Raw genomic sequence first — 26,252 nt, 5'->3', positions numbered from 1 at the left:
TACGCCTCCTATTTTTCTAAATTAATTTTAAGCTGTTTAAAAACTTTATGGGTAACTTCCAAATCTTGTTCATCAATTCCTTTGAGAAGCTTGTTATGAATTTCCTGACGAAAGATAGCTAGCTCTTGGGCTTTTTCACCCCCCCAATCCGTCAAGACAATCTGCTTACAGCGCTTATCTCTCAAGGAAGGCTTAACTAGAATAAATCCATTCTTCTCCATGCGCTTGATGAGATTACTAGTGACAGACTTGGAAATATCCAGCTTCTCCTCAATATCCTTGATGAAAATTTCGTCATGACGATTTTCGTAAAGATAAGAAACAGTGAAACCCTGAGGGCCAGCCAAGTGTTCGACCCCTCGTGCCTTGGCCAATTCCTGAATAGCAGCTTCCATAGTATTGATGAAGTTTCTGAAAGTATCAAAAGGATCTTTCATGAAAACACCTCACATTTCCTGAAAACATTTTAGTTCTCGTGAGAATCATTCTACTCGCCCTATACTTTAAAGTCAAGCAATAAGTTCTCATGGAAACTTTTGGCTAATGCTTAAAAAGATAATTGTTCGTTTATATACAAACAATCGATAAAAAATATATTGAATAATTCGTTATTTAGTTGTAAACTTATGTAGAAAAAGTAAACTATTCGGAGGTATTTATGAAAAAACGTATATTACTAAAAAGTAGTATTTTAGCCATCGCAGCTAGCTTGATCCTTCTAGCTGCTGAGGTTTCAGCCGATCAAGTAGATGTCCAAGTTCTCGGAGTCAATGACTTTCACGGTGCCTTGGATACGACGGGGACGGCTTCTATGCCAGATGGGCCTGTCAGGGATGCTGGCGGGGTCGCCCAGCTTGATGCTTATATGGATGATGCCCAGGCACAATTCCAAGCTGAGCATCCACAGGGTGACACGACTCGAGTACAAGCTGGTGATATGGTTGGAGCCAGTCCTGCCAATTCAGGTCTTCTGCAGGATGAACCGACTGTTAAAGCTTTTAACCAGATGGATGTCCAATTCGGAACCATTGGCAATCACGAATTTGATGAAGGTTTGGCTGAGTACAACCGAATCGTTCAGGGACAAGCACCGGAACCGGGTCAATTCGATCCAATTGTTGACCAATATTCAGCTGACGGCCAGCAAGAAGCCGCAAAACAGCAGATCCTAGTCGCTAACATCATTGACCAACAGACAAATCAAATTCCCTTTGGCTGGCAGCCCTATGCTATTAAGACCATTCCTATCAATGGCAAAGAAGTCAAGATGGGCTATATTGGTATTGTTACGACTGAAATTCCCAATCTCGTCTTGAGGAAAAATCTCGAAGGCTACACTTTCCTAGATGAGGCTGAAACCATTGCCAAATATGCCAAGGATTTAAAGGACCAAGGCGTCCATGCCATAGGTGTTCTGGCTCATGTTGCTGCCGACAATGATGCGGGAGAACTTGAAGGTGATGCTGTGCCGATCCTTAATAAGCTCAACCAAATTTATCCAGACCATAGTGTTGATATTTTCTTTGCCGGTCACAGTCACAAGTACGCCAATGGGGTGGTTGGCAGAACACGTGTTGTTCAGGCCACTTCTCAGGGTAAGGCCTTTGAAGATGTCCGCGGCGTCTTAGATACCGATACAGGTGATTTTATTGATATTCCAAGCGCTCAAATTATCCCTGTAGCACCAGGCAAGGCAGGTAGTCCTGACCTTCAAGCTATTGTTGACGATGCCAGCAGGCGGGTAAAAGCTGTCACACAGGCTAAAATCGGTACTGCTACCCTTCCTCAAGCTATCACTCGGGAGACCAACCAAGATAAGGAAACAGCTGTTGGTGATTTGGTTACTCAAGGACAATTGGCCATTGCTCGCAAAACCTATCCTGATGTTGATTTCGCTTTAACGAATAATGGTGGTGTTCGTTCAGATTTGATTGTTAATCCTGATAAATCTATCACTTGGGGAGCTGCCCAAGCCGTTCAGCCATTTGGTAATGTCTTACAAGTTGTTCAGCTGACAGGCCAACAGGTTTATGACGCCCTTAATCAACAATATGACGAGCAACAACGCTATTTCTTACAAATGGCAGGGCTTCACTATCTCTATACCGATAATCCTGCTGGGGGCAAGGAAACACCTTATAAAGTTGTCAAAGCTTATAAGGATGACGGCAGCGAAATTGATCCGAGTCAGGCCTACAAGGTGGTCATCAACGACTTCCTCTATGGTGGTGGGGATGGCTTCTCTGTGTTGCGCAATGCTCCCCTGATCGGTGCGATTGATCCTGATACCGAAACCTTTGTCCAATACATCAAAGATCAAGAGGCCGCTGGTAAAACGGTTGATATACCGGAGATGATCCACAAAACCTATGTCACCGTTCAAACGGCCCATATCTACCAAGACCGACCTGATGGTCGTCATCTGCTGACTATAGAGACCTATGTCAATCGTCAAGGTCAGCCAGTCGGTCAAGCAATTATCAGCGACCAACTGATTAAAGAAAATCAGTCTGACGCAAGAACCGAGCAAAAAACCCAAGTTCTACCAAGTGCTAGCTTTAGCCTCACACCTCTTGCTGACAAGACAGGAAATCAGTCAACCGCTGCTCAAGCGAAACAAGTTAAGCGAACTGAGGCTAAGTCCTTGCCGGAAACGGGGGCCGAGGAGAAATCAGCGACTGCCCTCAGCCTAGTCGGTCTGATCATGACATTTACAGTCTTCTTTATGGGAAAGAAAAAGGAAGAAAACTAGCTCTAGCTTAAGAATTTTTCTATGAAATGAAAAAAGCATGACATCTCATTCCTCAAACGAAGGGAAAATGTCATGCTTTTTTGTGATAGGTAAAACTAGACTTTCAAGCGGATAGATCAGATTCTTCTTATAATACAAGAAAAAGCCTATTTCTATTATCATTTTCGAAATTTTTATCGTTGGTCTGGGCTAAATCAAAATCCTGCATGCGATCTAAACGCTCAGATCTTTCCTTTGGTAATAAGCTGCGCTGACGATCAAGCTAATTGCAATAACAGCCCCAGCAACAGCTAAATAGGCTGGCTGTAATTTGATTTGACTGAAACATCTGCGCCGCTCGCAAAATAGTAGGGTGTCAGGTATTTGAGAAATGCGATATCCGGCACAATACGGCACATCATATCCATGACGTAGAGCAGCAAAACCAGCCCGAGTGAGAGACCAATTTGTTTTTTACGGCTGAAAGCAGAAACTAAGAAAGCCAGGCTGGCAATTTCAATCTGCAGCAAAAAGGCTAAGACGTGATACCTGAGAAAGAGATTATAAGAAAAGTCTAAATCAATCTGCCAGATACCAAATACTTCCAGTCCTATAACGATTAGATTAAATATCAGCAGCATAAGGATCAGGCTAATATACTTCCACATCAGGATGTTCAGACGGGCAAAAGGAAGCGTGTAAAGAAATTCACTGGTATGTCCTTCTTCTTCCTTGGACAGACTGCTTGCTCCCATCATAGCCGCAAACATCCCAGCCCCCAGTCCGAACATTAAAACAATCTCAGTCGCAAAATAGCCGTCTAAAGTGGCGATACTAACCTTATCCAGCCCCAAAGCTTTGGCCATCTCTCCCATATTAGCATAGAGAGCTGCTGTATCTGTCAGCTGATCCTTCACACTTTTGTATAAGACAATGCAGCCCCAGCAAACAGCGAATGGTTGTTGATTTCCCAGAACCATTTGAGCCCAAAAAACCAAAGATTTCACCTTTCTCAACAGATAGGGAAACATCTTCGACGCCCATGTGGCGGCCATAGTATTTGCGCAAATGCTTGATATCAATAACAGTTTCCATGTGATTGCTTCCTTTCCTTAGATAGAAGTGTTTAAGAATTCCAATAACAGTTGATTATACTTATCAGGCTTGAGCATATTAGACGGATCAAAGGAATCTTCAATAACTTTAATTTGGCTGGATGGCATAACTTGATGAATTCTCTTCATATAGTCGATCAAAAGATTATAACGGTCTCCCACCAACAACAAGATAGGTATTTTTAACTGACCAATCTTCTCAGTATAATTAATTTGGTTAATAGCCCTGCGCTGTAAAACCACTTCCCGACTGCGTAAGTTTCCCATAATGGTTTCCATATAACTTTGTGCTTCTGGAAATCCTTTATACTGTGATTTTACCGACCATTTAAGAAGACCGCGACAATAATAGAGCCATAAACTAGCACTTATAGCCATTTTATTAAGAAACTCCTTGATGTTATGAATAGTCGTATCAGAAAATGTATCAGTTAAAACCAATCCCTTAACATAATTTGGATAGTTGACTGCAATATGCTGACAGACAATCCCACCATATGACGTTCCACAAAATACTGCCTCTTTAATGTTAAGTTCATCCAGTAAAGCAATCACAGCAGCAGCCTGCTTTTCAATCACTTGCTTAACAGGGACTTTTAAAATAGAGGATTTTCCGTTTCCCAATAAATCAGGGCAAATTACTCTATATTGATGCTGAAAAGCTAGAATTTGCTGTAAAAACATTCGTCCATCGCAGCCAAGACCATGTAAAAAAACTAGGGCGATACCTTCCCCAGTATCACTGTAATACATCTCGTCATTATTTAATTTCATTAATTTTATCTCTGACATAATATTCCACTTGCCACTTTCTTTGATTCTTATAATCATCCAACAATCTATTTAGCTTCTTGCTGTCAATGTTACGCTTGATTTTGTTGGCAATAAAAATAGTCAAGTATTCCAGCATCACATAGAGGACAAAGCAAGCAGCTGCTAGGAGATTGCTATCAAACCAGCTCAGCCATTGCCCAACAGCACCATAGAGGCAGGAACAAACGATTAAGCCTAGCAGTTCTCTCCCTGCTAACCTATCAGCTTCATCAAAGTTTTTAAACAGAAAAACCTGAATCTGAGTGATAACATAGGCCGCAATGACCATTTCGATTAAATAATAGATATTGGCTGTTGTTCTTCCCTGCAAAAGCTGGTAAACAGCATAGAAAAAATAAACACAAAAACAATAGATAGCTGTCTTATATTCATTGGCAATTTCCTGACTTAAGAAACGTTCCCACCGCTTAGTCTTCATCTTTAATTCCCTCCTGCAAGACCTGTCTGAGTTTATTGGCGTATTTACGTGAGATAAGGACACGTTCACCATTGTCCAGAGTGGCTTCGATCCGGCCAAAAGACTGGCTTTTAAAGCTCTCAATGTGGTACATATTGAGCACCATAGCTTTAGCAGAGCGAAAGAAGCCGCAGTGAGCATAAGCGACAGTCAAGTTTTTCAGACTTGGCGCAACCTGATAAACTGATTGAGCAGTATAAAGAAAGGTTTTGCCGTCAATACTCTCAAAGTACAAAATATCGTCCAAAGCCAAATAGCGGTCTCCGCTGTCATTGCGCGCTAAAATTTTATCGCTGTCTTGATTAACCAGACGGCTGATAGCTTCTACCTTGGTACTGTATTTTCGATAGCGAATAATCACTTCTTCTTCGCCATCAGAAATTTCTTCTAACTTCAATTTCACAGGATCGCCTCCTTAGCGACTATTATAACAAATCCCTCCTCTTGTGAAAGCGTTTTAGAGCTGAGATGCAAGAAAATGCTCTAACATGCAGCTAAAGAAAAAACGGCAATAGTTTCATTAGCCTTTTAACGTGAAATGAATCGCAGATCATAAACATTTATTTATCCCCCTGCATACCAAAAGTTAGAGGAAAATTCCGAACTTTTCAAAAGTTCAATTTTTCTCCCCTTTTTTCTTACTGAACGCTTGATCTGAAAAAGACACTTCTGCATCATATATAGGTAAGCGGGACTTTAAAAACTTGATTTATCGGTGTGTCAGAGACTATTTCAGTTACTACGACTTATCAATATAAAATAAACAAAAAAAGAGTTTGGAACAGTCTTTGTGATATACTCCCCTCATAGTGGACAGTGAAAAAACAAAATTCACTAGACACTATAAGGGGAGTTTTTCGTATGTCTAAAAGAAGTCGCCAATCAGTAGAAGAGAAACTAGAAATTGTTCAGTTGTATATGACGCATCACTACTCGCTCAGTCAATTAACTCAGCAGTACCAAGTTTCTGATTATACCCTTAGACAATGGATAAAACGCTATGAAACGGCTGGTGTGGAAGGGCTAAAAAAACAGTCGAACGTGGAAACCCTATGCCAAAGAGCTGAAAGAACAAGCAGCTAAGGATTATCTTGATGGAAAGGGCTCTACCTATGACATCTGTCAGCGTTACCAGATTTCGTCTCGTTCTGTTCTCTCAAAATGGCTAAAAAGGTATACTAATGGTAAAGATTTAAAAGCCACTAGTAAAGGATTGACTCGAATGAAACAGGGACGCAAAACTACTTTTGAAGAACGCATTGAGATTGTTCGCTACACCTTAGCACATGGGAAGGACTACCGAGCCGCCATGGAGAAATACGGTGTCTCCTACCAACAGGTCTATTCCTGGGTTCGTAAGTATGAAAATGGTGGTTCGCCCTCTCTAGAAGATCGCCGTGGAAAAGGGCTAGCCACCAAGCCTCACCTAACAACTGAGAAAGCTCTCCAGCTCAAAATCAAACAATTAGAAGAGCGCAATCGTCTCTTAGAAATGGAGAACGGTCTGCTAAAAAAGTTGAAAGCCATCCAGAGGCGAAACCACAGGTAAGAATAGGCCGCCACCTAGCAGCCTACCAAGCTATTTATGAGTATAAGGAAGAGAATCAGAAGGCTCCCATTAGTCATCTCTGCCGGCTTTTGAGTGTCTCGCGTTCTGGTTACTATAAGTGGCTGGCTCACGAAGAGACAGAGTCTGAGGCAGTCAACCAAGAGTTATGTGAACGCATTAAAGAACTGCATGCCAAGTACCGTGGCATTTTAGGCTATCGGCGAATGACCCGTTTTATTAATCGTCAATTAGGAACTCACTATAATACGAAGCGGATTCGCCGTCTCATGCGGATTCTTGGTCTCCAGTCTGTGATCCGCCAGTCACATAGTTATTGCACCAAGACCAGTTACCAGCATACCGCAGAGAATCTTCTCAACCGTGAGTTTACAGCGAGTGCTCCTAATCAGAAATGGTGTACGGATGTCACCTTCCTGCCGTATGGTTTGGGTTCCAAGGCTTATTTAAGTGCTATCAAGGATTTATATGATGGGTTTATTGTGGCTTACCACATGAGTCCTCACAATGATAATCCCTTGGTTATGGAGAACCTGAGAAAGGCAATGGTCGCCAATCCTGGTGCAAGGCCTTTGATTCATAGTGATCGAGGCTCTCAGTACACTTCTAGAGAATACCGTATGGTGACCACACAGTATGGCTTGACCCGTTCCATGTCTCGGGTCGGTAAATGTATTGATAATGCCCCAATTGAGAGCTTTTTCGGACACTTCAAGACGGAGTGTTACGACCTAAAAACTTACAAGACTTATGAGGAGCTAGTCGCTGATATTGACACCTATATGACTTTTTATAATAACCACCGCTATCAAGAGAAGCACAAGGGCCTTGCCCCTCTTGAAGTGAGGAACAAGGCCCTTGCTTGATCGTTTATTATTTCACTGTCCACTTGACAGGGAGCTGTTCACTTTGTTCCAGACTCTTTCGTTCTATTAGCATTACCGATTCTTGTTTCTACGGCTCATCAGACTGAATCCAGCCAGCAGCAAGCCCAATCCCATAACTGTTATGGCGACTGTCCTCCGGCTGCCAGTAGCAGGTAACATTTGTCCGTTTTTAACCGCTTCTTCTTGAGAATTCTCAGAAGCATTTAAATTCTGAGCCGATCGAGAAGACGGATCAGATAGATCAGCTGCTGGCAGATTATTTACTAATGATTCGGTTGTATCTTCCATTTCTGATTTTTCATTGATTGGCTTATCAGATTCAGATGGTACAGGATTGTCTGTCTGGTTTTCGGAGTTAATACGAGCAACCAAGTTTTCAAAATCTGTTGGCAATCGGTCATACGGATTATTCTTTACGTCATCTGTAATCATTACCCAGCCAGCATTTCTAGCTCGGGATAGAGCAATAATATCATCATATTGCGAAGGGTCAACCGCATAAATCACATGATAGATGCGATTAGCATTGGCAGGATCAGCCTCAAACTGGGAAATCGGCTGGTAAAAATTATTGATATAGGTATCGGCACTGACTTCACTTGTCAGCCAGATATCAGCATAAGGAGCGATTTCGTCAGTAATAGACCGGCCAGCATTGGCCATGACAATCATGTCAGGATAATTTTGTTTAACATATTGATAGTATTCCGCCATCTTTGGAGCATCTGAAGCATTTCCACCATAAGATGCCTCGTCAAAAAAAATACCTGCAAGATTACCTTCTCCATAAAATTCCGCATAACGGTCTACATCGTTTAAGACATCCGTACTTGGGCGGTTAAAGAAACCGGTTGGAACATAGGCAACATTTTTAATTCCCCTGTTGATATTATTGGCAATGTGTTTCTGATAGGCCTCATCAATTTTGGGACCTGGACCGCCGGCAGGATTGACAATAACATAAGGAATCTGATCTCCGCCAACATTTTCAATCCTCGTCCAGAAATCATCTCCTCGCTGATAGGCCGGAATAATTACTGACTGAGAAGTAAGTTTTGTTGGCTCTACCGTTTCAGTCTCTGAAGCAAGAGAAGATGGAACTGTTTGGACAGTTTGAGCATTATCTTGGACAGCCTCACTCTCTTCTTGATAAGCTTCCTCAGTTTCTGCAAGAACTGAGGTGCTGTCCGCCTCTTCTACAGCTACTGTAGCCGATTCTGGAGCAGAGGCAACACTATCTGTCTGGTTAGTATTGACAGCATCAGTTTGAGTGCTTTCCGCCACCTTGGCAGCCTCAGACGGAACTGCCGTGCTGGCACTGCTTTCTAGTTCATCGGCCTGCGTCACCAGAGGACATCCTATAAAATAAACTGGCAGTGTAGCTAATAAAGCTTTCCTAAGAATAAAACGTTTAGATTTCATAAATTCTCCTCCATTTCAAAATCATCATTCATCCCCCATTTTATCATATTCCAATAATTTATTATAATTCCCTAGTTTCATTATCAAAAATAACCTATACGGTTTCTTTATGTTAGACCGTATAGGCTATTAACTAAAACACTTCAGCATCTGAAAGAAACTGAAGTGTTTTATCTGTTTTATAATATTTATTGGAGTTTTATAGCAAAATAACTATCGGATTGCCTAGACAATACCTTGTGCTGACATGGACTCAGCAACTTTAAGGAAACCAGCGATATTGGCACCAACAACAAGGTTGCCCTCTTGATCAAATTCTTTAGCTGCCGCTGCTGAATTTTCATAGATACCCTTCATGATATCATAGAGTTTAGAGTCAACTTCTTCAAATGTCCATGATGTGCGTCCGCTATTTTGAGCCATTTCGAGCGCTGATACGGCTACACCACCGGCATTGGCAGCCTTGGCTGGACCAAATGAAACACCATTTTTAAGGAAGACATCAATGGCACCCAGCGTTGATGGCATATTTGCCCCTTCAGAAACGGCGATAACTCCGTTTTTAACCAAGGTTTCAGCGTCAGTTTCGCTCAATTCATTTTGGGTAGCACATGGGAAGGCAAGGTCAGCCTTAATAGACCAGATCGTGGTTTCTCCACCTGCTGGGATGAAACTTGCATTTGGACGAGCATCTGCATAAGCTGTAATACGTGCACGATCCACTTCTTTTACTTGTTTGAGCAGGTCAACATCAATACCATCTGGATCATAAACATAACCAGATGAATCAGATACGGCTACAACCCTAGCACCGAGGCTCTGCAATTTTTCGGTTGCGTAGATAGCAACATTACCTGAACCAGACACAATAGCTGTCTTGTTGTTAAAGTTTTCACCACGCGCATTAAGCATTTGCTCTGCAAAGTAGACAGCACCGTAACCAGTTGCTTCCGTACGAGCCAGTGAGCCACCCCACTGTAGGCCTTTACCAGTCAGGACACCAGTATATTCATTGCGAAGGCGTTTGTATTGACCATAGAGGTAGCCAATCTCACGTCCCCCAACACCGATATCACCAGCGGGGACATCGGTGTCTGCGCCAATATGTTTGCTCAGCTCGGTCATAAAGCTTTGGCAGAAACGCATGATTTCATTGTCAGACTTGCCTTTAGGGTCAAAGTTAGAGCCACCTTTACCGCCTCCGATAGGCTGACCAGTTAGTGAGTTTTTAAAGATTTGTTCAAATCCGAGGAACTTGATGATAGATTGGTTTACCGATGGGTGGAAACGAAGTCCCCCTTTGTAAGGCCCGATAGCAGATGAGAACTGCACGCGGAAACCACGGTTTACCTGAACCTTTCCTTGGTCATCAACCCATGGGACACGGAAAGACACAATACGTTCTGGCTCAACCAAACGCTCTAAAAGATTTTCTTCGATATACTTAGGATATTTATCAAAAACAGGAACCAAAGACTGGAAAACTTCTTCCACTGCTTGCAGGAATTCTGGTTCATGACTATTTTGCTTCTTGACCTTGTCAAAGACGCTGTTAACGTACTCTTGTCCACTTGTCATTACACTTACCTCCGATATGACATTTTTGTAATTATAATTACGTCCTTTATTATATAAATATTCTGAATATTTTGTCAAGGATTTTTCGCATCTTTTTCTATTTTTTTATGTTTCATGTGATATTTTATAACATAGCCCTCCTACTGTTTTCCTTCCTCGTTATCAGAGAATTAAAACCTCAAAAGGTTTTGGTAAAGTTTTAAATGCTTAAAAAAGATCTCTCACCCCATCGTATAAATCTTGTAGGATATCAATCAGCACCTTGATACTAGTGATGCGATTATCCTCATGTGTCACTAAGACAAAGTCAAACTGCTCTGGACAGTCAAATGGTATCCAGGCAAACTGTCCTGAGTAGTCATTAAGAAAGCCTGGCGAGAGGCAGATGGCCTTACCGCTTGCGACTTGGATCAGTGTGAAATCATGTATCGGACTGTTATAGTGATGGATAGGCACACTTGATAAGACGCGCTGCTGGACCTGGCGAAGTTTTGGCGATGATCCACCGTTTACCAGCAAAGTACGATGGGCCAAGTCATCAGCAGTAATAACTTCTTTTTGGGCAAGCGGATCCGAATTTTGACACAAGAGATAGATGTGACTTGTAAAAAGTGGATGGATACCGACACCCGTCAGCGTTTCAGCTTCCTCCCGCGGCAACAAAATTATGTCCAGCTCTCTGCGCATAAAAGAGCTGATGAAATCATCGGGTGACTGAATTTCTGGCACAATCTGCACCGATGGTTGTTTTTTCTTCAAAGATTTTGATAGCCTCAGGCAGATAATAGAGGGACGTTCGGGTTGAAAATCCAATTTTAATCGAATCCTTGTAACGCTCCCCCATATTTTGTGCCTGCTCAATGGCAAACTGCAGCTCCTGCGAAATGCGCTGCAGCGACACAATCAGGTCCCCTCCTGCAGGCATCAAGCGGATGCTTTTCCCGATACGGTCAAAAATCGCAAAGCCAACTTCTTCCTCAATAACTTTGATTTGGTAAGATAGGGATGGCTGAGAAATGTAGAGATTTTCAGCGGCACGGCTCAAATTCAGGGTCTTAGCCGTTTCAATCAGATAGGTTATTTGTTTGGTATTCATAATTAAGATACAAGGGCTTCAAGCACACACAGCTAAAACAAAAAGCTAATCGAGAACACTGACGTTCAAGAAATACTTATTTTTAAGAATGATAGGTTCTCTTTGCTTTTCTTTTATTGCTAAACTATAATAGAGGTAATTATCGAAGTGAGGTATATTTATGAAATGGTTTCCTTTAATCGGAGGGGTGTTTTCAATCCTGTACGCTGGCTTTCTCTTTGCGAATCCACTAACCAGTGTGGCTACGATTGCCTGGATCATCGCCTTAGTTATCTTTGTGACTGGAATTGCTAGTTTTCTGGAATATTTGAACAATCCCCAATACCGCAGCATTTGGCAGCTCGTTCAAAGTCTGCTTTCTGTCGTCTTTGGCTTTGTACTTCTGAGCAGCTCTGTCTTTTCCTTAACCAGAGCCTTTATGACCATCATTGCTTACTGGGTCTTGCTATCTGGACTGCTGCGCCTAGTCACTGGCGTCCAGCTGCGTCGAGCTGGCTATCCGAGATACTCCATCAATCTCTCCTCGGCTGTTCTTACTATCCTATTTGGCCTTATTCTACTGGGCAGCCCCCTGTTTTCAGCCAGTATTATTGGCATTATAGTCGCTTTCTTCTTCTTAATGATTGGAATTGCCCTCCTCTCGCTCTACTTTAGAATTCGCTAAACTGTAAACGATTAAATAACAGCAAAAGATCCGAAAAGAATCGGATCTTTTTAATTTCAACCACTAAAATATTTTCAAAAATTTAATCAATCCACCCTTTTAATATCTAAATCTAATCTGGCTAATCATAATAAGAAATATTAGCTTCATAACTACAAGGTATTCTCAGCCTTGTAAAATATAAAAATTCAAAAAAGATCGATAATGCGAAACTCATACTATAAATAGTCACTAATGAAATGGCCTGCAGCTCCTGTGCCAAAATTTCAGAAGTCATAGAGTTTCTTTGCTTGGCAGAAAGGTGTATGACTTCTTGACCTTTATCTTTCAAAATTATCATACACTTCTCTCCTTTCCTTACATCCTTATCATAGCAATTTTTCTCCTAGTCATTTAAAAATCTTTGTCCATAGCAACAGGCATTTGTTTTAATCGCCGCATACAAGCCACTATATTTGAATTCTCTTCGCTCAGCGGGGTTGAAGACCTTTATTATAATGTGTTTGGAGTTTTTAGGATAATGGTAAACTGGCGTAGAGTTAATGAGTAATTTATTTGTTTAGCGTCCAAAATCGCATAATAAATGGAAACTAGAAGCCTTATCAGCCACCAGCTTAGCTGGTGGTCTTCTTGTTTTTCTCAAAGAGAAAAACTAGCTCCAAGCCATAGCAAAAAATCCAGCATCATGGCCGATGCAGGATTGACAAGTATTAATGATTCACGTGTTTGGTTGTCTGTTAGGCCGAGAAAAATAGGCTGTACTATATATATTCTTATCCCCCTTATGCTTTTCTAATTCAGTATATTTCCTGATAAAGTCTGCTTTAGCCTCCGTATAACTATTACGGTCGTGTTCGAATTTTTTCCAGAGAGAAAGTTTCAACTCTTCATAAGCTTTAGCTGTTTTCGGATGTTTAATCAGATAATCTCTAAAATAGAGTTCATCACAATCTCCCAAAAGTCGCAGATGCAGATGAAAAACTCTTGGAGCAAAGCCACTTGTTGTGTAACCTTTCTTAAGCGATATGCGATTTTCGGTTTTGCTCATAAAAAGCCAACCATTAGCCAGCAGGATGGTCTTAATCGCTTGAAGACTTTGTCTGTTATCAGCTTCCAGTAAAATATCCACAATGTTTTTAGCCCAAATCTTGGGAATAGCGGTGCTGCCAATATGATGAACGCTGACAGAAAATTTATCCGCAAGTAAGTCCAAAATACTCTTTTTCTCCTCTTCATACCAATTTGTCCAGTCATCATTGTGGGCTACCAAAAAGATAGGAAAAAGCTGCCGAAGTTCTTCTGAGCTCATATCTTCTAATCCATTCATTGTCAACCCCTTTGTTTAAAATAGACTTTCCGTGTTTTTTTCATTCTCGATACGCTTCTCCCATAAATACTTTCATTCAAAAGGGCAAAAGAGGTTAGCCTGCAGTGAAGGAATTGATAGCACTGATTTAAGACTGGCTGAATTGACTCATATAAAGATCATGATAGAAGCCTTTATCAGCCAAGAGGCTCTCGTGGGTACCCTGCTCAATAATTTGACCGTCCTTGAGGACCAGAATCTTATCAGCTTCTTGAATGGTTGATAGGCGATGGGCAATGACGAAGCTTGTCCGTCCCTCCATAAGTCGACTCATGGCTTTTTGAATCAAGAGTTCTAAACGGGTATCAACCGAGGAAGTCGCCTCATCCAAAATCAGAATCTTTGGATCGGCCAAAAGAGCCCTAGCGATGGTTAAGAGCTGCTTCTGCCCCAGAGAAACATTGCTGGATTCTTGGTTCATTTCCATATTGTAACCGCCTGGCAGGGTTCGAATAAAGTGGTCAACATTAGCCGCCTTGGCTGCTGCGATAATTTCCTCATCTGTCGCATCTAACTTAGCAAAGCGTAAGTTTTCCTTGATGGTTCCTTCATAAAGCCAAGCATCTTGGAGCACCATACCGAACTGTTGACGGTACTCCTGCCGAGATAGATGGCGAATATCGTGGCCATCTACTGTAATAGCGCCCTTGGTCACATCATAAAAGCGCATAAGCAGGTTGATTAGGGTTGTTTTGCCTGCTCCAGTCGGCCCAACAATAGCAATCATCTGACCAGGCTGAACATCCAAATTAAAGTCCTTAATCAATGGCTTTCCTTCTGCGTATTGGAAATCTACATGCCTGAAGGACACCTGACCGGTTAAATCATGGGAGAGGTGCTCGGTGACATCAGCTACTTCATTCTCTTCATCCAGAACAGCAAAAATCCGCTCCAATGATGAACGGGCAGCCTGCAGCATCCCCGCCAGCTGAGTCAAAGTTTGAATGGGCTGCCCAATCTGCCAAAGGTATTGGACAAAAGCCTGCAAGTTACCAATTGTCAGAGTTCCAGCAATCACCTTAAGTCCACCCCAGACAGCAATAATCAAATAGGAAGAATCTGAGATAGCATTGAGGATGGGCATCATGATACCTGAAATAAAGCTGGCTTTGAAACCAACCTCCTGCAGCTCCTCTAAGATTCCCTCAAATTCTTTAGCAGAAGCCTCTTCTCGGCCGTAGAGCTTGATAACATTAAAACCCGTCAGATTTTCTTGAACAAAACCATTCATATCTCCCAGTACATCAGCTTGACGTTTAAAATAGGGTTGGGATTTATTCAGCAGGTATTTGGCAGATAGATAAGTAACAGGGATACTGATGATTACCACCACAGCCAACTGAAGATTGAGATAAAGCACCATAACAATGACCATAATTAAGGTCAATACGGCATTGACAACTTGCAAGAAAGATTGCTGCAGAGCATTAGAAACAGTTTCGACATCATTAGTGAAACGGCCTAGCATGTCCCCAAATTTATGCTGGTCGAAATAAGACACTGGGATCTTATTGATTTTATGACTAAGGTCATAGCGCAAATCGTGGATAGAACGCTGTACTGTCCGCGTCATAAAATAGTTGGACCCGTAACTACCGATCTCCGATAATAAACCGCGAACAGCATAGATGATAAGTAAAACTACAAGGCGGCCAACATTAATAGGGCTCCCTGACACCAGACTCCCAGTCAATTCTGTCACCATCAAGCCCAAAACAAAAGGCTCTAAGACACTGGCAAGGGCAGCAACAATCTTTAGAAAGACCGCCAAATAGAGCGTTCCCCTATAATGCTTCAGATAGGACCAGAGCCGTACAAATACATTTTTACGCATCTTTTCCTCCTATGCTTCTTCTAGCTGATTGCTACTGTTAAGTTGAGAATCAGCAATTTCACGGTAAATTTCATTAGAAACCATTAGCTCATCGTGAGTTCCGCGGCCAACGATTTCGCCTTCATCCAGCACAATAATTTGATCAGCATCCATAATAGTTCCAACCCGTTGGGCAACAATGAGAACAGTGGCATCTTGCGTAACCTCTTTGAGACGGCGACGCAATTCAGCATCCGTTCGGTAATCAAGAGCTGAGAAGGAATCATCAAAAATATAAATATCCGGCTTTTTCACAACCGCTCGAGCAATGGCTAAGCGCTGTTTCTGCCCACCGGACAGATTGCTGCCACCTTCAGCTAAATGAGTATCGTAACCATCCTCACGACTGTCAATAAATTCCTTGGCTTGGGCAACTTTAGCAGCTTCTTCTAAGTCCTCAACTGTGGCATCCTGCTTACCATATTTGAGATTTTCCTCAATGGAGCCTGTAAATAGCAGGGCTTTCTGCGGGACAAAACCAACTTTCTGGCGCAGGGCCTTGAGATTATAGTCTCTAACATCGACACCATCCACTAGGATCCTGCCCAAAGTTACATCGTAAAAACGCGGAATAAGACTGACCAATGAAGACTTACCAGAACCAGTCGATCCGATAAAAGCTGTCGTCTGACCCGGACCTGCCTTAAAAGAAATATTATGAAGAACTGGGCTTTCTGTCTCGCCAGGATAGGCAAAGGTGACACTGTCAAATTCTAAGTAACCTCGGCTTTGAGTCTCAGTGACCCCGTCTGGATTTTTAGAGATGGACAAGTCCATAGCCATCACTTCCTGAATACGGTGGCTGGAAACCACCATACGCGGATACATGGTAAAAAGATTCGCGAAAATCAAGAAAGAAAAGAGAGCATGGAAACTGTACTCAATAAAAGCGACCAGATCTCCGATCTGTAAGCTTCCCTTATTCAGGGGCTCCAAAGCAAACCAGACAATGGCGACAATCATAGCTACAATAATCTGGATAAACAGAGGCTCTGTCAGTCCTGTTAAGGTAAAGAGCTGAGTTGAAATGCCCGCATAATCTTTATTTTTGCTATCAAAGCGCTCCTCCTGGAAGGATTCGCGGGCGAAAGCACGGATAACCCTGAGACCGGTCAGATTTTCCCGGACGTACTGGTTTATCTTATCTAAAGTCTTCTGCTGTTTCTCCGAGAGCGGACCAGTCTTGGCAGCTACATAAGCAATGGTAGCAATCAAAAAAGGGATAAAAATTGCAACAACCCAGGCCAATGAAGGACTGGTCAGCAAAATCATAACAACCGAAAAGCTCATCATCAGGGGCGTAACAACGCCAATCCGTAAGCTTTGCTCAGAAAACTGCATGAGGACAAAGGCATCCGTTGTCATCCGTGTCACCAAAGAAGATACGCCAATTTTTTCATACTCTTCATGGGAATAATCCTGAAGCTTGGCATACATGTCCTTACGCAAATCCTTAACCATATTAGTGGACAACTTCCCGGTTGCATAGGCCAGCGTCATTCGCCCAACAATTCCGGCAAGTACGACCAGAAACATGATGGCAGCCCAAAAATAAAGTGCCTGCTTATCTTTAGGATTGATCGCTAAATCAATCATCCGCGCTAAAACTGTCGGTAGGCCTAAATTGACCACGACAAATAAAACAGCACCAAACAAATCATAAACCAGCCACTTAGGATACTTTTTCAAATAAGACCAAATTAGGTTCATAGTTTTCCTCTCTAAATTTTACATTTAGTATTTGAATACTATTCAATAAATAATCAACATCCACCTTGCTAATTTTGCTTATAATAGCATAAAATGAATCATCTCTTATATCCCTTCTGCCAGAGATTTTACCATCCAGATATCCATAGCAGTATGAGGGCTGTCGGCCTGCAAGGGAGAGGCCAACTGGCTATAACCAAGATGTTCGTATACTGCTACGGCCTGATCCAAAAGACTGGAAGTTTCCAAATAAATCCGCTCGTACCCTAGAGTGCGCGCTGCTGTTTCAATCCTCTCAACAAGTTGGCTGGCAAGTCCTCGTCCGCGATAATCAGCCGCTAGATAGAGCTTTTGCAGCTCAGCCGTTTGCTTAAACAAAGGACCGAAACCACCGCAGCCAACGATTTCACCATCGTTTTCTAAGACAAAATAAGCTGATGACTTCACCCTGTCGTAATAACCAGCCAAATCATCTAACTGGGGATCATCATAGGCTGTTTCTGGCTTATCCAGACCATAGGCCTGAAGACTATCGCGGATAAGAGCCGCAACAGCAGCATTATCATCGGGTTCAATCGGTCGAATCCTCATGTTTCCATCTCACTTAGATATTCATAACGCTCATATTTTTCCAAGAGCTGTTCGTTTTTGCTGTCTAAATCACTTTGCAGCTTGCTCAGCCTAGTAAAGTCACTGCCGCAGTCTTGCATTTCAGCTTCGATAGTTGAAATATCAGCTTCTATAGCAGCAATATCTTCTTCAATACTTGCCCATTCCTGCTTCTCTTGATAAGACATCCGTCTTTTATCTGTTTTGGGTTTGTGGACTTTGGAGCTTTCAGATTTTTGAATCACTGCTGCATTGGCTTTTAAAAATTCCTGCTCATCCAGATAGTCCGTATAATTACCGAAGAATTCACGGACGCTGCCGTCTTCAAAAGCCAGAATTTTATTAGCCACCTTATCTAGGAAATAGCGATCATGGCTAACGGTGATAACAGCGCCGCCAAAGTTCTGTAAAAATTCTTCCAAAACTGTCAGAGTGGCTATATCAAGATCATTGGTAGGTTCATCCAGTAAGAGAACATTAGGCTTTTCAAGCAAAATTCTAAGCAGATAAAGACGCTTCTTCTCACCACCAGATAGCTTGGCAATCTGGGTACCATGAGTAGAGCGCGGGAATAAAAATTGCTCTAACAAATCAGTCACACTGCTCGTACCAACAGATGTTTTCACCTCATCTGCGACTTCCTGCAAATAGGTAATCACTCGCTTGGACTCATCCATATCCTTAATGAGCTGAGAAAAATAGCCAATACGCACTGTCTCACCAATATCCAAACGGCCACCAGTTGGTTCCAAGTCCCCACTGATTAGGTTGAGCAGGGTTGACTTCCCAACACCGTTATCCCCGATAATCCCAATACGATCCTTGTTCTGCACCAGCAAGTTGAAATCTTGCAAAATGGGCTTATCAGGATAGGAAAAGCTGACCTGATCAAAGTTCAGTACTTTTTTACCAATTCGGCTCGTTTCAAAATCGATAGCCAGATCTGCTTTTGCATTAGCATGGCTAAGATCACCTTTTAATTCCTTAAAGCGATTAATACGTGCCTGCTGTTTGGTCGCTCGAGCCTGTGGCTGAGTGCGCATCCAAGCTAGTTCTTGCTTATAAAGCTGCTTTTTCTTATGCAGGGCCGCTGCATCGCGCTCATCCTGTTCTGCTTTGAGGCGGACATAGTCCTGATAATTTCCTTGATATTCTATCAAACTCGCCTTGTCCAATTCAAAAATTCGTGTTGCGACATTGTCCAAGAAATAGCGGTCATGTGTAATGAAAAAGACTGTCTTTTTAGAATTCTTGAGGTAAAGGGTCAGCCAAGCAATTGTATCAATATCTAGGTGGTTGGTAGGTTCATCCAGTAAAAGTAAGTCAGCTTCGCCCAAGAGGACCTGAGCCAACTGCACCCGCCGACGCATGCCACCAGAAAGCTGACCAACCTGTTTAGTCCAGTCAGAAATCCCCAGTTGAGTCAGCACCGTTTTAACCTCACTTTCAACGCTCCAGGCATTGAGACTATCCATTTCAGCCATAACACGCTCTAGTTCAGCTTGATATCCTGCTTGATAATCCAGCATCAGTGCTTCATAGCGCCGAATTAGAACCATCTCACGCAAATCAGAAGACAAAACGGTATCTAAAACCGTTCGCTTATCATCAAAATCAGGTTCCTGCGTCAAGTAAGCAATCTGATAATCCTTAGGCTTACGAAAAGGAGAGACATCCCCATCGAATCCCAGTCTATCTGCTATAACATCTAAAAGTGTAGTTTTTCCTGTTCCATTGACTCCGATGAGACCGACTCGGTCACCCTCATGAATCATAAAAGAAATCTTCCGAAAAACAGTCTTATCCCCAACCGTCTTGGTTAGATTTTCAGCGCTAAAATCACTCATTGCTCTCTCCCTATTACACTACTAAATTTTTCAATGACTTTCCAAAAGGCAGATAAAATAAGGATCTCTGGCCCCTAAGCACAGGCAGTGAGATTTATCATATTTAAAATCCCCTTAGAGTCCGCTCTTAACAAAATCCAAGATAGCCATCCGTTCATTGGGAAGTCCGCCTTGAACGATGGCCTCTTCAATATTCCTCAAAATCTGCCCTAAGTCTGGTCCCGGCTTTAGTCCCAGTTCCTTTATCAGGTCACCGCCTTTGATAAGAATTTCATGTTTATCATGAATGGTTAGCGCTTCGTCCAGCTGCTCAATCAAGGGGAAATCAACTATTAGTCCTTGTGCCTGACGCAGACTTTCAGCCAGTAAGACCAACTCCTTACCGTAGTCATAAAGTGTCCGCTTGCTATGCGTAGACTTTTGACGATAACGGTAGATAGCCACGAGATCAGCTACTGTTTTTTGAAAATGAGTCGCCGTCTTCCATTTTTTCAAAAAGGTAACCGCATCATTAATTTCCAGAACTAAGCAAAGAGCTGCCCAAGCTTGTTCGCTTGTCGCAAAAACAAAATTATCTTCGTACACCACTAAAAACTGCTCCAAGGCCGGTCCTTTTCCCGCTAGATCTGGCAGATACTCGTAAGCTTGGCTGTCGATTAGAGCTTGCAGTCCCTTTTTCCAATGGGGAGCTGTTAACAATTTATCAAATTCAATGAAAATACGTTCAATCGAAATTTTTTCTAAGAGCGGAGCATAGCGTTCCATAGCAGCAAAAGTCTGCTCCTCAATAGAAAAGTTAAGACTGGCCGCAAAGCGCAGACCGCGCATAACTCGCAAAGCATCTTCACTGAAACGCTCCTGAGCCTTACCGACAGCGCGCAAGAGATGATTGTCCAGATCACTCAAACCATTAAATAAGTCGATAACGCGGGCATCTTCAGCTAAAGCAAAGGCGTTGACAGTGAAATCACGCCTTTTAAGATCTTCTTCTAAAGAGCGCACAAAAGAAACACTGGAAGGTCGGCGATAGTCCACATAGGCATCTTCCGTCCGAAAAGTGGTCACCTCATACTCACCACCGTTTTCCAAGACCAAAACTGTTCCATGTTCGATACCAATATCAACCGTTCGATCAAAAATTTCCTTGGTCTCTTGTGGATAAGAGCTAGTTGCGATATCGACATCATGAATGGGACGGCCAAGCAAAGCGTCACGGACTGAACCACCTACAAAATAAGCTTCAAATCCTGCTTGCTTTATTTTCTCTAACACTGGCAAAGCCTCCTGAAATTCAGAAGGCAACTGTTTTAATCTCATAGCAACTGTTCCAAACCGTACACAAGTTTATCTCGTTTAACAACTTCCTTGATACCGAGGTTAACACCGCTCATAAAGGAAACGCGGTCGTAGGAATCATGGCGCAAAGTTAGTCCTTGACCTTCAGCCCCAAAAATCACCTCTTGATGGGCTACCAAACCAGGTAAGCGCACCGAATGAATGCGGAAACCGTCAAAAGCTGCCCCGCGTGCACCCTTAATACTCTCTTCTTCATCAGGAGCACCTTGTTGTTTAAAATCACGCGCTTCACGAATCAGCTCCGCCGTCTTAATTGCCGTACCGCTTGGGGCATCCTTTTTTTTATCATGATGGAGTTCAATAATTTCCAAATCTGGGAAATACTTAGAAGCCTTGGCTGCAAATTCCATCAGCAAAATCGCTCCAATCGCAAAGTTAGGGGCAATTAAACCACCTAGACTCTTCTCAGCAGAAAGAGCTACCAATTCAGCAATTTGTTCTTCGGTAAAGCCTGTTGTTCCAACGACAGGCGCAAAGCCATTGTCTAAGGCAAAGCGAGTATTTTCATAGGCAACCTTAGGCATGGTGAAATCCACCCAAACTTGGGCATCGAAACCAACTAAATCCTTCTTGTCAGTAAAAACAGGGACACCATCGACTTCTTTCTCAGTCGCAAAAGGATCTAGGAGGGCTGCCAATTCCAGATCGGCATCGCCTTTAACCATGTCGACTGCAGTTGAGCCCATCCGTCCTTTAAAACCTGCAACAATAACTTTAATACGCATCTTTCTTTCCTCCTCTTATAGTACCTCTGGCACCATGCCAATCCTGCCTTCAGCCTTATAATACTATCTGCAAACAGTCTATCAGTCAGCTGCTTCTTATCGGTGTAAATCCAACAGCAACCGCTCCTTCACCCAGATGGGTCGAAATCACGCCACAAAAAGGCACAATATCAACGGGACCCTGATAACCACTGTCTACCAAAAGCTGGCGAAAATGTTCAGCCTTACTCTTGGCATTAGCCTCAATAATCCAAGTCTGGCAGTTTGCCTGCTGGGATTGATGATCGAGGATAGCTAGTAAACGTTTGAAGGCTTTTTTCTCTGTCCTGACCTTCTCAAAAACCTCAATACCTCCATCGTTGAAGTACATGATGGGCTTAATGCTCAGGAGATTACCCAAAAGGGCTGCACCGTTCGAGAGGCGGCCGCCCTTGACTAGATGATTGAGGTCATCAACTACGATATAAGCCTGCGTCCCATCAATCATGAACTGAACAGAAGCTAGAATATCTTCAAAACTCCGACCTGATTCAGCCATACGCAGAGCCGAGATCACCATGTACCCCATAGGACTGCTGGTGATCTTGCTGTCTGGGAAGGCAATCGTCAATTCCTTATGCTCATCAATCAAAAATTGGATATTCTGCCAGAATCCTGAGATACCGCTGGACAAAAAGAGTCCCAATACATGTGTATAGCCACCGATAACTAGATTGGTCAGAATATCATCCAGCTCAGCGATACTGGGTTGACTGGTTGTAGGTAGACTAGCAGCCTGACGCATCTTAGGGTAAAACTCCTCAATAGTCAAATTTTTCCCTTCAACATAGGTCTCACCATTTATCATAATCGGAATATCTAAGATATACAAATCTGGGTGATCCAAAAATTCCGACGGCAAATAGACTGATGAGTCTGTGATAATTGCTAGTTTCATCTTAGAACTCTAGACTGATACCCGGACGGTCCAAAGCAATCTCTGATACTTCATAAGTCATGCGCTGCAAGACCTCCAAAAGAGGGGCTGCTAAATTTTGCACTTCTTCTTGTGAAAATTCCTTAGGCTCATTGACGAGGCGGTTTTTAAGATGAACCATCTGCGAAATAACACCAGCAATAACAAACTCACTGCGTACAATTTGGAACTGGAGAACCGACACCAAGTGTGTCTCATATTTTTCCTCATCCTTGCTGACCAACTGGAAGGTTACTTCTACATTAGTCTTAGGCTCCCCGTGCTGCTTCTCCCACTCCAAATTACGAGCGTCATAGTGGTACTGATTAACAAAAACTTGATCACGCGTTAATTCCATTTTTCTCTCCTAACTACTAAACAACTACTCAAAGAAAATTAAATTGGACAAGGCAAAGCCCGAGCTGCTCTGGAGGGCATTTTATACCCCTTAGAAATTGGAAATAAGAAAAGATTAGCTTTCTCAACTAAAACCGAGCTAGAGCAAGCCCAAGTTCGTAAGATATTTTTATTTTCAACGAGTAGGAATTACTCAATACAGCTTATTATAGCATACTTCTGCCGCTCTTCAAAGACCTTCACTAGAAATACAAAAGTAAGAGAGTGTCGCTTTTTTCTGCTAAAGGAGGAGGCAGACTTTTTGTATTAAAGTCCAGCAGGACTTACTAGAGCTAGCTTTATGATGCCTACAAATTATAAGACCGCTCCAAATTTTTTTCGGGGGGCATTTAACAATTTCAGGATGGACTGATAAGGCAGCCTTTCCTTTTGCTGATAAGGTATCGCCATCAAAGCTAAAAAAACGGAGCCAACTTTCTTGCTGAATAGCTCTGCTATTTTTTCATCCAGCTCTGAGCATTTGAACGAGGATTTCTTTTATGACAAATAGAATCAAACCTGTAAATATAACAGCCAAGGCACTACTTTCAAAGTGAGTAAAATTAAATTTATGCATGAGCAAAAGTCCATTTACCATAATCCTCACAAACATAAAACCGATAATATGTGCCAACCTAGGAATTCTCAAGTCTGAAATATTTTACGGCTATGAAAAATCTTACCAGACTCTTGATGAGCTAGAACAAGCTATTACAGATTACATTTTTAACTACAATAATAAACGCATTAAAACAAAACTAAAAGGACTTAGTCCCGTCCAACACAAAACTAAATCCTTGTAATAATTTCTTATCCAACTTTCAGGGGTCAGTGCACAATCCCGTATGAATCATTCAGGACTGAAGCAATAGCAGAGCCCTCCAATAATTGAGATAATATTGATAGTGGAAAACTATCCAACATTTCGAGGAGTTATGCTATGGTTTTAATTTTCTTATCTTGCTTAGCTTGCAAACCTAATTTAGACCGCTTCTGCTTCCTACCATTATCGCCTTTTTCCCACGCATGGTTCCCTCCTAAGTTATACATTCTCATAAGGCGGATATTTTGAAAGTTTAATCTTATTCGGAGAAATTTTCTTGTAAGTTGAAATCTGAGACTTTCTTCCTTCTCTGTCATAAGTCGTTAGAATCAGGCGATTCCCCTTCCTCTTGTAATATCTTGGTAAACGAGACGCATATGTATGAGCAAAACCATTCACATAAGGCTCAGTCAAGTCAAAATCATCTTGAATCCGACTCAAATGACGGGCGTAGTCACTTGATGAATAACGGTTGACCACAGTCCTTGAGAATTTTTTTATCTTGATTCCGTTTGATAGCGGATCACTAGCTACATACTCATTATCTCCTTCAGCTTCGTAGTAATCTTTGTCAAATTCACGATATTGACTACCCATCGCAACAACCAAATCCGGACTACTATTTTCCTTATCTTCCTCCCAGACATCCTTTGCATAATGGTACCTATAACTAGATTCTTCCAACCAATAGCCATCAATATTACCAGTCATATAGCGATAAAAGAAGCCTGCCCCAAGGAGCAATAGTATACTTGGTATTAGCCACTTGAGGAGGTTCAGCTGTCTCTTATTAAAAGACTTAATCCATAACATCCTATACAGCCTCCAAATGAAAATCAGCGTCCTCGATATACTTATACTTAACTTGTTTTTCCAAACTGCCATCCTCATGAAAGTAGGTCACAGTCAGATAATCACCACTAACTTTATAAGTCATTTTAGACCTCTTAGCATATGTTTCCAAGGGTTCTTCACCATTGCTGCCATCACCCTCACTATTTACCATCTTTTTATAGGCCTTTACCGATAAGTTTGGCACAACTTTTCTTGATAGAGGATTTAAGCGGTAGCTATTTTGAGGCTCATCAATAACCAAGCTATTGACATGGTCGCCATAGCGGTACATGGTCACTCTTTGCGATGCTACTACTAAGACTGGTCGTTTCCAGCCATCGTACTCGTCATCCCATTCTTCCCATCGCTCTGTAACCAGATTATAGTTTCTCTCAGCCACAAATCGCCAGTAACCATCAGCCTGACCTGTCACATATCGATAAATAACAATACCATAGAATGCCAGCGAGTAGATGAGGGCACCTACTATTATCGTTTTTACCTTAGTGGTTATAGGGCGCCTACTAGCTGCTCCTTGGGGTAATGGACCGAACCATTCTCTTTTATTTTCTATTTCTACCATTCTGACCTCGCCTTTATTATCCTGTTTTCATCAGTGTAGCACAGAAAATTAAGATTTAAAATAGATTTTTAAATATTTTTTACTTGGAGAGATCTTGTAACTTCGTTTCATTTTACTTTGATGTCAGTTCCTCTAAGTCATCATCTGAGGTAGTCCGAACTTCCTTGACCTCTACTTTGCCCCAGTGCTCAATATTTGGTGAAAAACGACTGTGATAGACAGAAGACCAATCCTTTAAAATCTTGTGCAGACTTTTGTCGCCGTAATGGTAGATTTCCACTTCAGAAATATTTTTCTTTTTCAATATTCTAGCAATCTCAGAGGACTGCTTACCTGTGTATAGAATCTCATCATGCTGAGACACATAAATATAATATGATTTAGACAGAACTTTTGTTTTGGCATTATAGTAGTAATTAATACCAATGTTATAATCATCATCCAAAGCCCAATTTGTAGAAAATCTAACAATACCATCGTTGTAAAGAGTATCAGGAGGGTAGTAAAAATAGATATTCAGATATCGTCTACCTTCTTCTAACGTAGACTTATCATAACGATAACTAGAATTAGGTCCTTCAATGGGGATAGCTCCTTCATCTCCGCGTCCCCTGTGATAAGCTTTAACACCTTTTACGTGATTAAAATGGGTGCCCCCAAAATGGAAAACTCGAGTCGCAAAAGATGTCTCATCATAATACATTTCATCAAAAATATTGGTACTTTTTTGACGCGTCTGATGATTTAATACAGATAAAGCAACAAAACCAGCTAAAAGTAAGGTGAGTAGAATAGCCAATAATAGCTTATAATGACGTTTCATA

At 42.0% G+C, this 26,252-nt stretch carries 23 protein-coding genes and 4 pseudogenes; 4 read left to right on the top strand and 23 right to left on the bottom strand.

All coding sequences use genetic code 11. The annotated features are described in order from the left end of the window. Window positions 1-8: 8 nt before the first annotated feature. Window positions 9-437 carry a MarR family winged helix-turn-helix transcriptional regulator gene (locus AC4HAL_RS02880; protein ID WP_491092895.1) on the bottom strand — a complete coding sequence of 143 codons (429 nt, stop codon included), beginning with the start codon at window positions 435-437 and terminating at the stop codon, window positions 9-11. A 221-nt stretch (window positions 438-658) separates the two neighbouring features. Between AC4HAL_RS02880 and AC4HAL_RS02875 the strand changes: the two genes are divergently transcribed. Further along, window positions 659-2,752, top strand: a complete 2,094-nt coding sequence (locus AC4HAL_RS02875) for a surface-anchored 5'-nucleotidase (protein WP_491092894.1) — start codon at window positions 659-661, stop codon at window positions 2,750-2,752. A 213-nt stretch (window positions 2,753-2,965) separates the two neighbouring features. Here the strand turns inward: AC4HAL_RS02875 and AC4HAL_RS02870 are convergent. The 5 genes and pseudogenes from AC4HAL_RS02870 to AC4HAL_RS02850 all read right to left on the bottom strand — a co-directional run bounded on the left by AC4HAL_RS02870 (window position 2,966) and on the right by AC4HAL_RS02850 (window position 5,540). Next, window positions 2,966-3,711 (bottom strand): annotated as a pseudogene (locus AC4HAL_RS02870) (ABC transporter permease subunit). Further along, window positions 3,620-3,826, bottom strand: a pseudogene (locus AC4HAL_RS02865) (ATP-binding cassette domain-containing protein); the annotation flags it as partial. The pseudogenes AC4HAL_RS02870 and AC4HAL_RS02865, both read right to left, overlap by 92 nt. A gap of 17 nt (window positions 3,827-3,843) precedes the next feature. After that, entirely contained in the window at window positions 3,844-4,638 is a 795-nt protein-coding gene (locus AC4HAL_RS02860) for an alpha/beta fold hydrolase (RefSeq protein ID WP_491092893.1), read from the bottom strand. After that, window positions 4,607-5,098 carry a DUF3021 domain-containing protein gene (locus AC4HAL_RS02855; protein WP_491092892.1) on the bottom strand — a complete coding sequence of 164 codons (492 nt, stop codon included), beginning with the start codon at window positions 5,096-5,098 and terminating at the stop codon, window positions 4,607-4,609. Before AC4HAL_RS02855 ends, AC4HAL_RS02860 begins: the two co-directional genes overlap by 32 nt. Beyond that, a complete protein-coding gene (locus AC4HAL_RS02850; protein WP_491092891.1) occupies window positions 5,088-5,540 on the bottom strand; it encodes a LytTR family DNA-binding domain-containing protein in 453 nt (150 codons plus the stop codon). The genes AC4HAL_RS02855 and AC4HAL_RS02850 overlap by 11 nt, the downstream gene beginning before the upstream one ends. Window positions 5,541-5,998: 458 nt before the next feature. Here AC4HAL_RS02850 and AC4HAL_RS02845 point away from each other — a divergent pair. After that, window positions 5,999-7,570, top strand: a pseudogene (locus AC4HAL_RS02845) (IS3 family transposase). A 72-nt stretch (window positions 7,571-7,642) separates the two neighbouring features. On the opposite strand, the gene AC4HAL_RS02840 reads toward AC4HAL_RS02845, so the two are convergent. From AC4HAL_RS02840 to AC4HAL_RS02825, 4 genes are all read right to left on the bottom strand, one after another. Next, the gene (locus tag AC4HAL_RS02840) at window positions 7,643-9,013 is read right to left on the bottom strand and encodes a spherulation-specific family 4 protein (RefSeq protein ID WP_491092890.1); all 1,371 of its coding nucleotides are present in this window, start codon (window positions 9,011-9,013) and stop codon (window positions 7,643-7,645) included. Window positions 9,014-9,238: 225 nt separating this feature from the next. Beyond that, the gene (gene gdhA, locus AC4HAL_RS02835) at window positions 9,239-10,591 is read right to left on the bottom strand and encodes an NADP-specific glutamate dehydrogenase (RefSeq protein ID WP_491092889.1); all 1,353 of its coding nucleotides are present in this window, start codon (window positions 10,589-10,591) and stop codon (window positions 9,239-9,241) included. A gap of 207 nt (window positions 10,592-10,798) precedes the next feature. Continuing rightward, complete coding sequence (locus AC4HAL_RS02830) at window positions 10,799-11,350, bottom strand: LysR substrate-binding domain-containing protein (protein WP_491092888.1); 552 nt, start codon at window positions 11,348-11,350, stop codon at window positions 10,799-10,801. Continuing rightward, complete coding sequence (locus tag AC4HAL_RS02825) at window positions 11,295-11,687, bottom strand: LysR family transcriptional regulator (protein WP_491092887.1); 393 nt, start codon at window positions 11,685-11,687, stop codon at window positions 11,295-11,297. Before AC4HAL_RS02825 ends, AC4HAL_RS02830 begins: the two co-directional genes overlap by 56 nt. Before the next feature lie 160 nt (window positions 11,688-11,847). Between AC4HAL_RS02825 and AC4HAL_RS02820 the strand changes: the two genes are divergently transcribed. Then, complete coding sequence (locus AC4HAL_RS02820; RefSeq protein WP_491092886.1) at window positions 11,848-12,351, top strand: HdeD family acid-resistance protein; 504 nt, start codon at window positions 11,848-11,850, stop codon at window positions 12,349-12,351. A 121-nt stretch (window positions 12,352-12,472) separates the two neighbouring features. On the opposite strand, the gene AC4HAL_RS02815 is transcribed toward AC4HAL_RS02820, so the two are convergent. From AC4HAL_RS02815 to AC4HAL_RS02770, 10 genes are all read right to left on the bottom strand, one after another. Then, a complete protein-coding gene (locus AC4HAL_RS02815; RefSeq protein WP_491092885.1) occupies window positions 12,473-12,691 on the bottom strand; it encodes a hypothetical protein in 219 nt (72 codons plus the stop codon). 378 nt (window positions 12,692-13,069) lie between these two features. Beyond that, complete coding sequence (locus AC4HAL_RS02810) at window positions 13,070-13,678, bottom strand: GrpB family protein (protein WP_491092884.1); 609 nt, start codon at window positions 13,676-13,678, stop codon at window positions 13,070-13,072. Between the two features lie 127 nt (window positions 13,679-13,805). Next, window positions 13,806-15,551, bottom strand: coding sequence for an ABC transporter ATP-binding protein (locus AC4HAL_RS02805; RefSeq protein WP_491092883.1), 1,746 nt, complete (start codon window positions 15,549-15,551; stop codon window positions 13,806-13,808). A gap of 9 nt (window positions 15,552-15,560) precedes the next feature. Beyond that, window positions 15,561-17,300 (bottom strand): ABC transporter ATP-binding protein, encoded by a 1,740-nt coding sequence (locus AC4HAL_RS02800; protein WP_491092882.1) that lies wholly within the window; start codon window positions 17,298-17,300, stop codon window positions 15,561-15,563. Window positions 17,301-17,405: 105 nt separating this feature from the next. Further along, window positions 17,406-17,891, bottom strand: coding sequence for a GNAT family N-acetyltransferase (locus AC4HAL_RS02795; protein WP_491092881.1), 486 nt, complete (start codon window positions 17,889-17,891; stop codon window positions 17,406-17,408). Next, window positions 17,888-19,756, bottom strand: coding sequence for an ABC-F family ATP-binding cassette domain-containing protein (locus AC4HAL_RS02790; RefSeq protein ID WP_491092880.1), 1,869 nt, complete (start codon window positions 19,754-19,756; stop codon window positions 17,888-17,890). The genes AC4HAL_RS02795 and AC4HAL_RS02790 overlap by 4 nt, the downstream gene beginning before the upstream one ends. A 114-nt stretch (window positions 19,757-19,870) precedes the next feature. Then, complete coding sequence (locus tag AC4HAL_RS02785; protein ID WP_491092879.1) at window positions 19,871-21,073, bottom strand: CCA tRNA nucleotidyltransferase; 1,203 nt, start codon at window positions 21,071-21,073, stop codon at window positions 19,871-19,873. After that, a complete protein-coding gene (dapB, locus tag AC4HAL_RS02780) occupies window positions 21,070-21,837 on the bottom strand; it encodes a 4-hydroxy-tetrahydrodipicolinate reductase (RefSeq protein ID WP_491092878.1) in 768 nt (255 codons plus the stop codon). The genes AC4HAL_RS02785 and dapB overlap by 4 nt, the downstream gene beginning before the upstream one ends. An 85-nt stretch (window positions 21,838-21,922) precedes the next feature. After that, window positions 21,923-22,774 carry a DegV family protein gene (locus AC4HAL_RS02775; protein WP_491092877.1) on the bottom strand — a complete coding sequence of 284 codons (852 nt, stop codon included), beginning with the start codon at window positions 22,772-22,774 and terminating at the stop codon, window positions 21,923-21,925. Between the two features lies 1 nt (window position 22,775). Beyond that, window positions 22,776-23,150, bottom strand: coding sequence for a DUF1149 family protein (locus tag AC4HAL_RS02770; RefSeq protein WP_491092876.1), 375 nt, complete (start codon window positions 23,148-23,150; stop codon window positions 22,776-22,778). A gap of 676 nt (window positions 23,151-23,826) precedes the next feature. On the opposite strand from AC4HAL_RS02770, the pseudogene AC4HAL_RS02765 reads away from it, so the two are divergent. Next, window positions 23,827-23,991: pseudogene (locus AC4HAL_RS02765) on the top strand (IS3 family transposase); the annotation flags it as partial. 239 nt (window positions 23,992-24,230) lie between these two features. On the opposite strand, the gene AC4HAL_RS02760 reads toward AC4HAL_RS02765, so the two are convergent. The 3 genes from AC4HAL_RS02760 to AC4HAL_RS02750 form a co-directional block, all read right to left on the bottom strand. Next, window positions 24,231-24,824: a hypothetical protein gene (locus tag AC4HAL_RS02760; protein WP_491092875.1), complete on the bottom strand. Its 594-nt coding sequence runs from the start codon at window positions 24,822-24,824 to the stop codon at window positions 24,231-24,233. A 1-nt stretch (window position 24,825) separates the two neighbouring features. Then, window positions 24,826-25,428 carry a hypothetical protein gene (locus AC4HAL_RS02755; RefSeq protein ID WP_491092874.1) on the bottom strand — a complete coding sequence of 201 codons (603 nt, stop codon included), beginning with the start codon at window positions 25,426-25,428 and terminating at the stop codon, window positions 24,826-24,828. A gap of 112 nt (window positions 25,429-25,540) precedes the next feature. After that, on the bottom strand, window positions 25,541-26,251 hold the full coding sequence (locus AC4HAL_RS02750) for a TipC family immunity protein (RefSeq protein WP_491092873.1): 711 nt from the start codon (window positions 26,249-26,251) through the stop codon (window positions 25,541-25,543). Window position 26,252: the final 1 nt, after the last annotated feature.

Source organism: Streptococcus sp. ELY_125, from assembly GCF_058314535.1.
This window is presented reverse-complemented; position numbering and strand designations above follow the sequence as displayed.

Bases quoted from the DNA above. Each gene is read 5' to 3' on its own strand.
- AC4HAL_RS02880 (WP_491092895.1), bottom strand. From the start codon at position 437: ATGAAAGATCCTTTTGATACTTTCAGAAACTTCATCAATACTATGGAA.
- AC4HAL_RS02875 (WP_491092894.1), top strand. From the start codon at position 659: ATGAAAAAACGTATATTACTAAAAAGTAGTATTTTAGCCATCGCAGCT.
- AC4HAL_RS02860 (WP_491092893.1), bottom strand. From the start codon at position 4,638: ATGTCAGAGATAAAATTAATGAAATTAAATAATGACGAGATGTATTAC.
- AC4HAL_RS02855 (WP_491092892.1), bottom strand. From the start codon at position 5,098: ATGAAGACTAAGCGGTGGGAACGTTTCTTAAGTCAGGAAATTGCCAAT.
- AC4HAL_RS02840 (WP_491092890.1), bottom strand. From the start codon at position 9,013: ATGAAATCTAAACGTTTTATTCTTAGGAAAGCTTTATTAGCTACACTG.
- gdhA (WP_491092889.1), bottom strand. From the start codon at position 10,591: ATGACAAGTGGACAAGAGTACGTTAACAGCGTCTTTGACAAGGTCAAG.
- AC4HAL_RS02825 (WP_491092887.1), bottom strand. From the start codon at position 11,687: ATGAATACCAAACAAATAACCTATCTGATTGAAACGGCTAAGACCCTG.
- AC4HAL_RS02820 (WP_491092886.1), top strand. From the start codon at position 11,848: ATGAAATGGTTTCCTTTAATCGGAGGGGTGTTTTCAATCCTGTACGCT.
- AC4HAL_RS02815 (WP_491092885.1), bottom strand. From the start codon at position 12,691: ATGATAATTTTGAAAGATAAAGGTCAAGAAGTCATACACCTTTCTGCC.
- AC4HAL_RS02810 (WP_491092884.1), bottom strand. From the start codon at position 13,678: ATGAATGGATTAGAAGATATGAGCTCAGAAGAACTTCGGCAGCTTTTT.
- AC4HAL_RS02805 (WP_491092883.1), bottom strand. From the start codon at position 15,551: ATGCGTAAAAATGTATTTGTACGGCTCTGGTCCTATCTGAAGCATTAT.
- AC4HAL_RS02800 (WP_491092882.1), bottom strand. From the start codon at position 17,300: ATGAACCTAATTTGGTCTTATTTGAAAAAGTATCCTAAGTGGCTGGTT.
- AC4HAL_RS02795 (WP_491092881.1), bottom strand. From the start codon at position 17,891: ATGAGGATTCGACCGATTGAACCCGATGATAATGCTGCTGTTGCGGCT.
- AC4HAL_RS02790 (WP_491092880.1), bottom strand. From the start codon at position 19,756: ATGAGTGATTTTAGCGCTGAAAATCTAACCAAGACGGTTGGGGATAAG.
- AC4HAL_RS02785 (WP_491092879.1), bottom strand. From the start codon at position 21,073: ATGAGATTAAAACAGTTGCCTTCTGAATTTCAGGAGGCTTTGCCAGTG.
- dapB (WP_491092878.1), bottom strand. From the start codon at position 21,837: ATGCGTATTAAAGTTATTGTTGCAGGTTTTAAAGGACGGATGGGCTCA.
- AC4HAL_RS02775 (WP_491092877.1), bottom strand. From the start codon at position 22,774: ATGAAACTAGCAATTATCACAGACTCATCAGTCTATTTGCCGTCGGAA.
- AC4HAL_RS02770 (WP_491092876.1), bottom strand. From the start codon at position 23,150: ATGGAATTAACGCGTGATCAAGTTTTTGTTAATCAGTACCACTATGAC.
- AC4HAL_RS02760 (WP_491092875.1), bottom strand. From the start codon at position 24,824: ATGTTATGGATTAAGTCTTTTAATAAGAGACAGCTGAACCTCCTCAAG.
- AC4HAL_RS02755 (WP_491092874.1), bottom strand. From the start codon at position 25,428: ATGGTAGAAATAGAAAATAAAAGAGAATGGTTCGGTCCATTACCCCAA.
- AC4HAL_RS02750 (WP_491092873.1), bottom strand. From the start codon at position 26,251: ATGAAACGTCATTATAAGCTATTATTGGCTATTCTACTCACCTTACTT.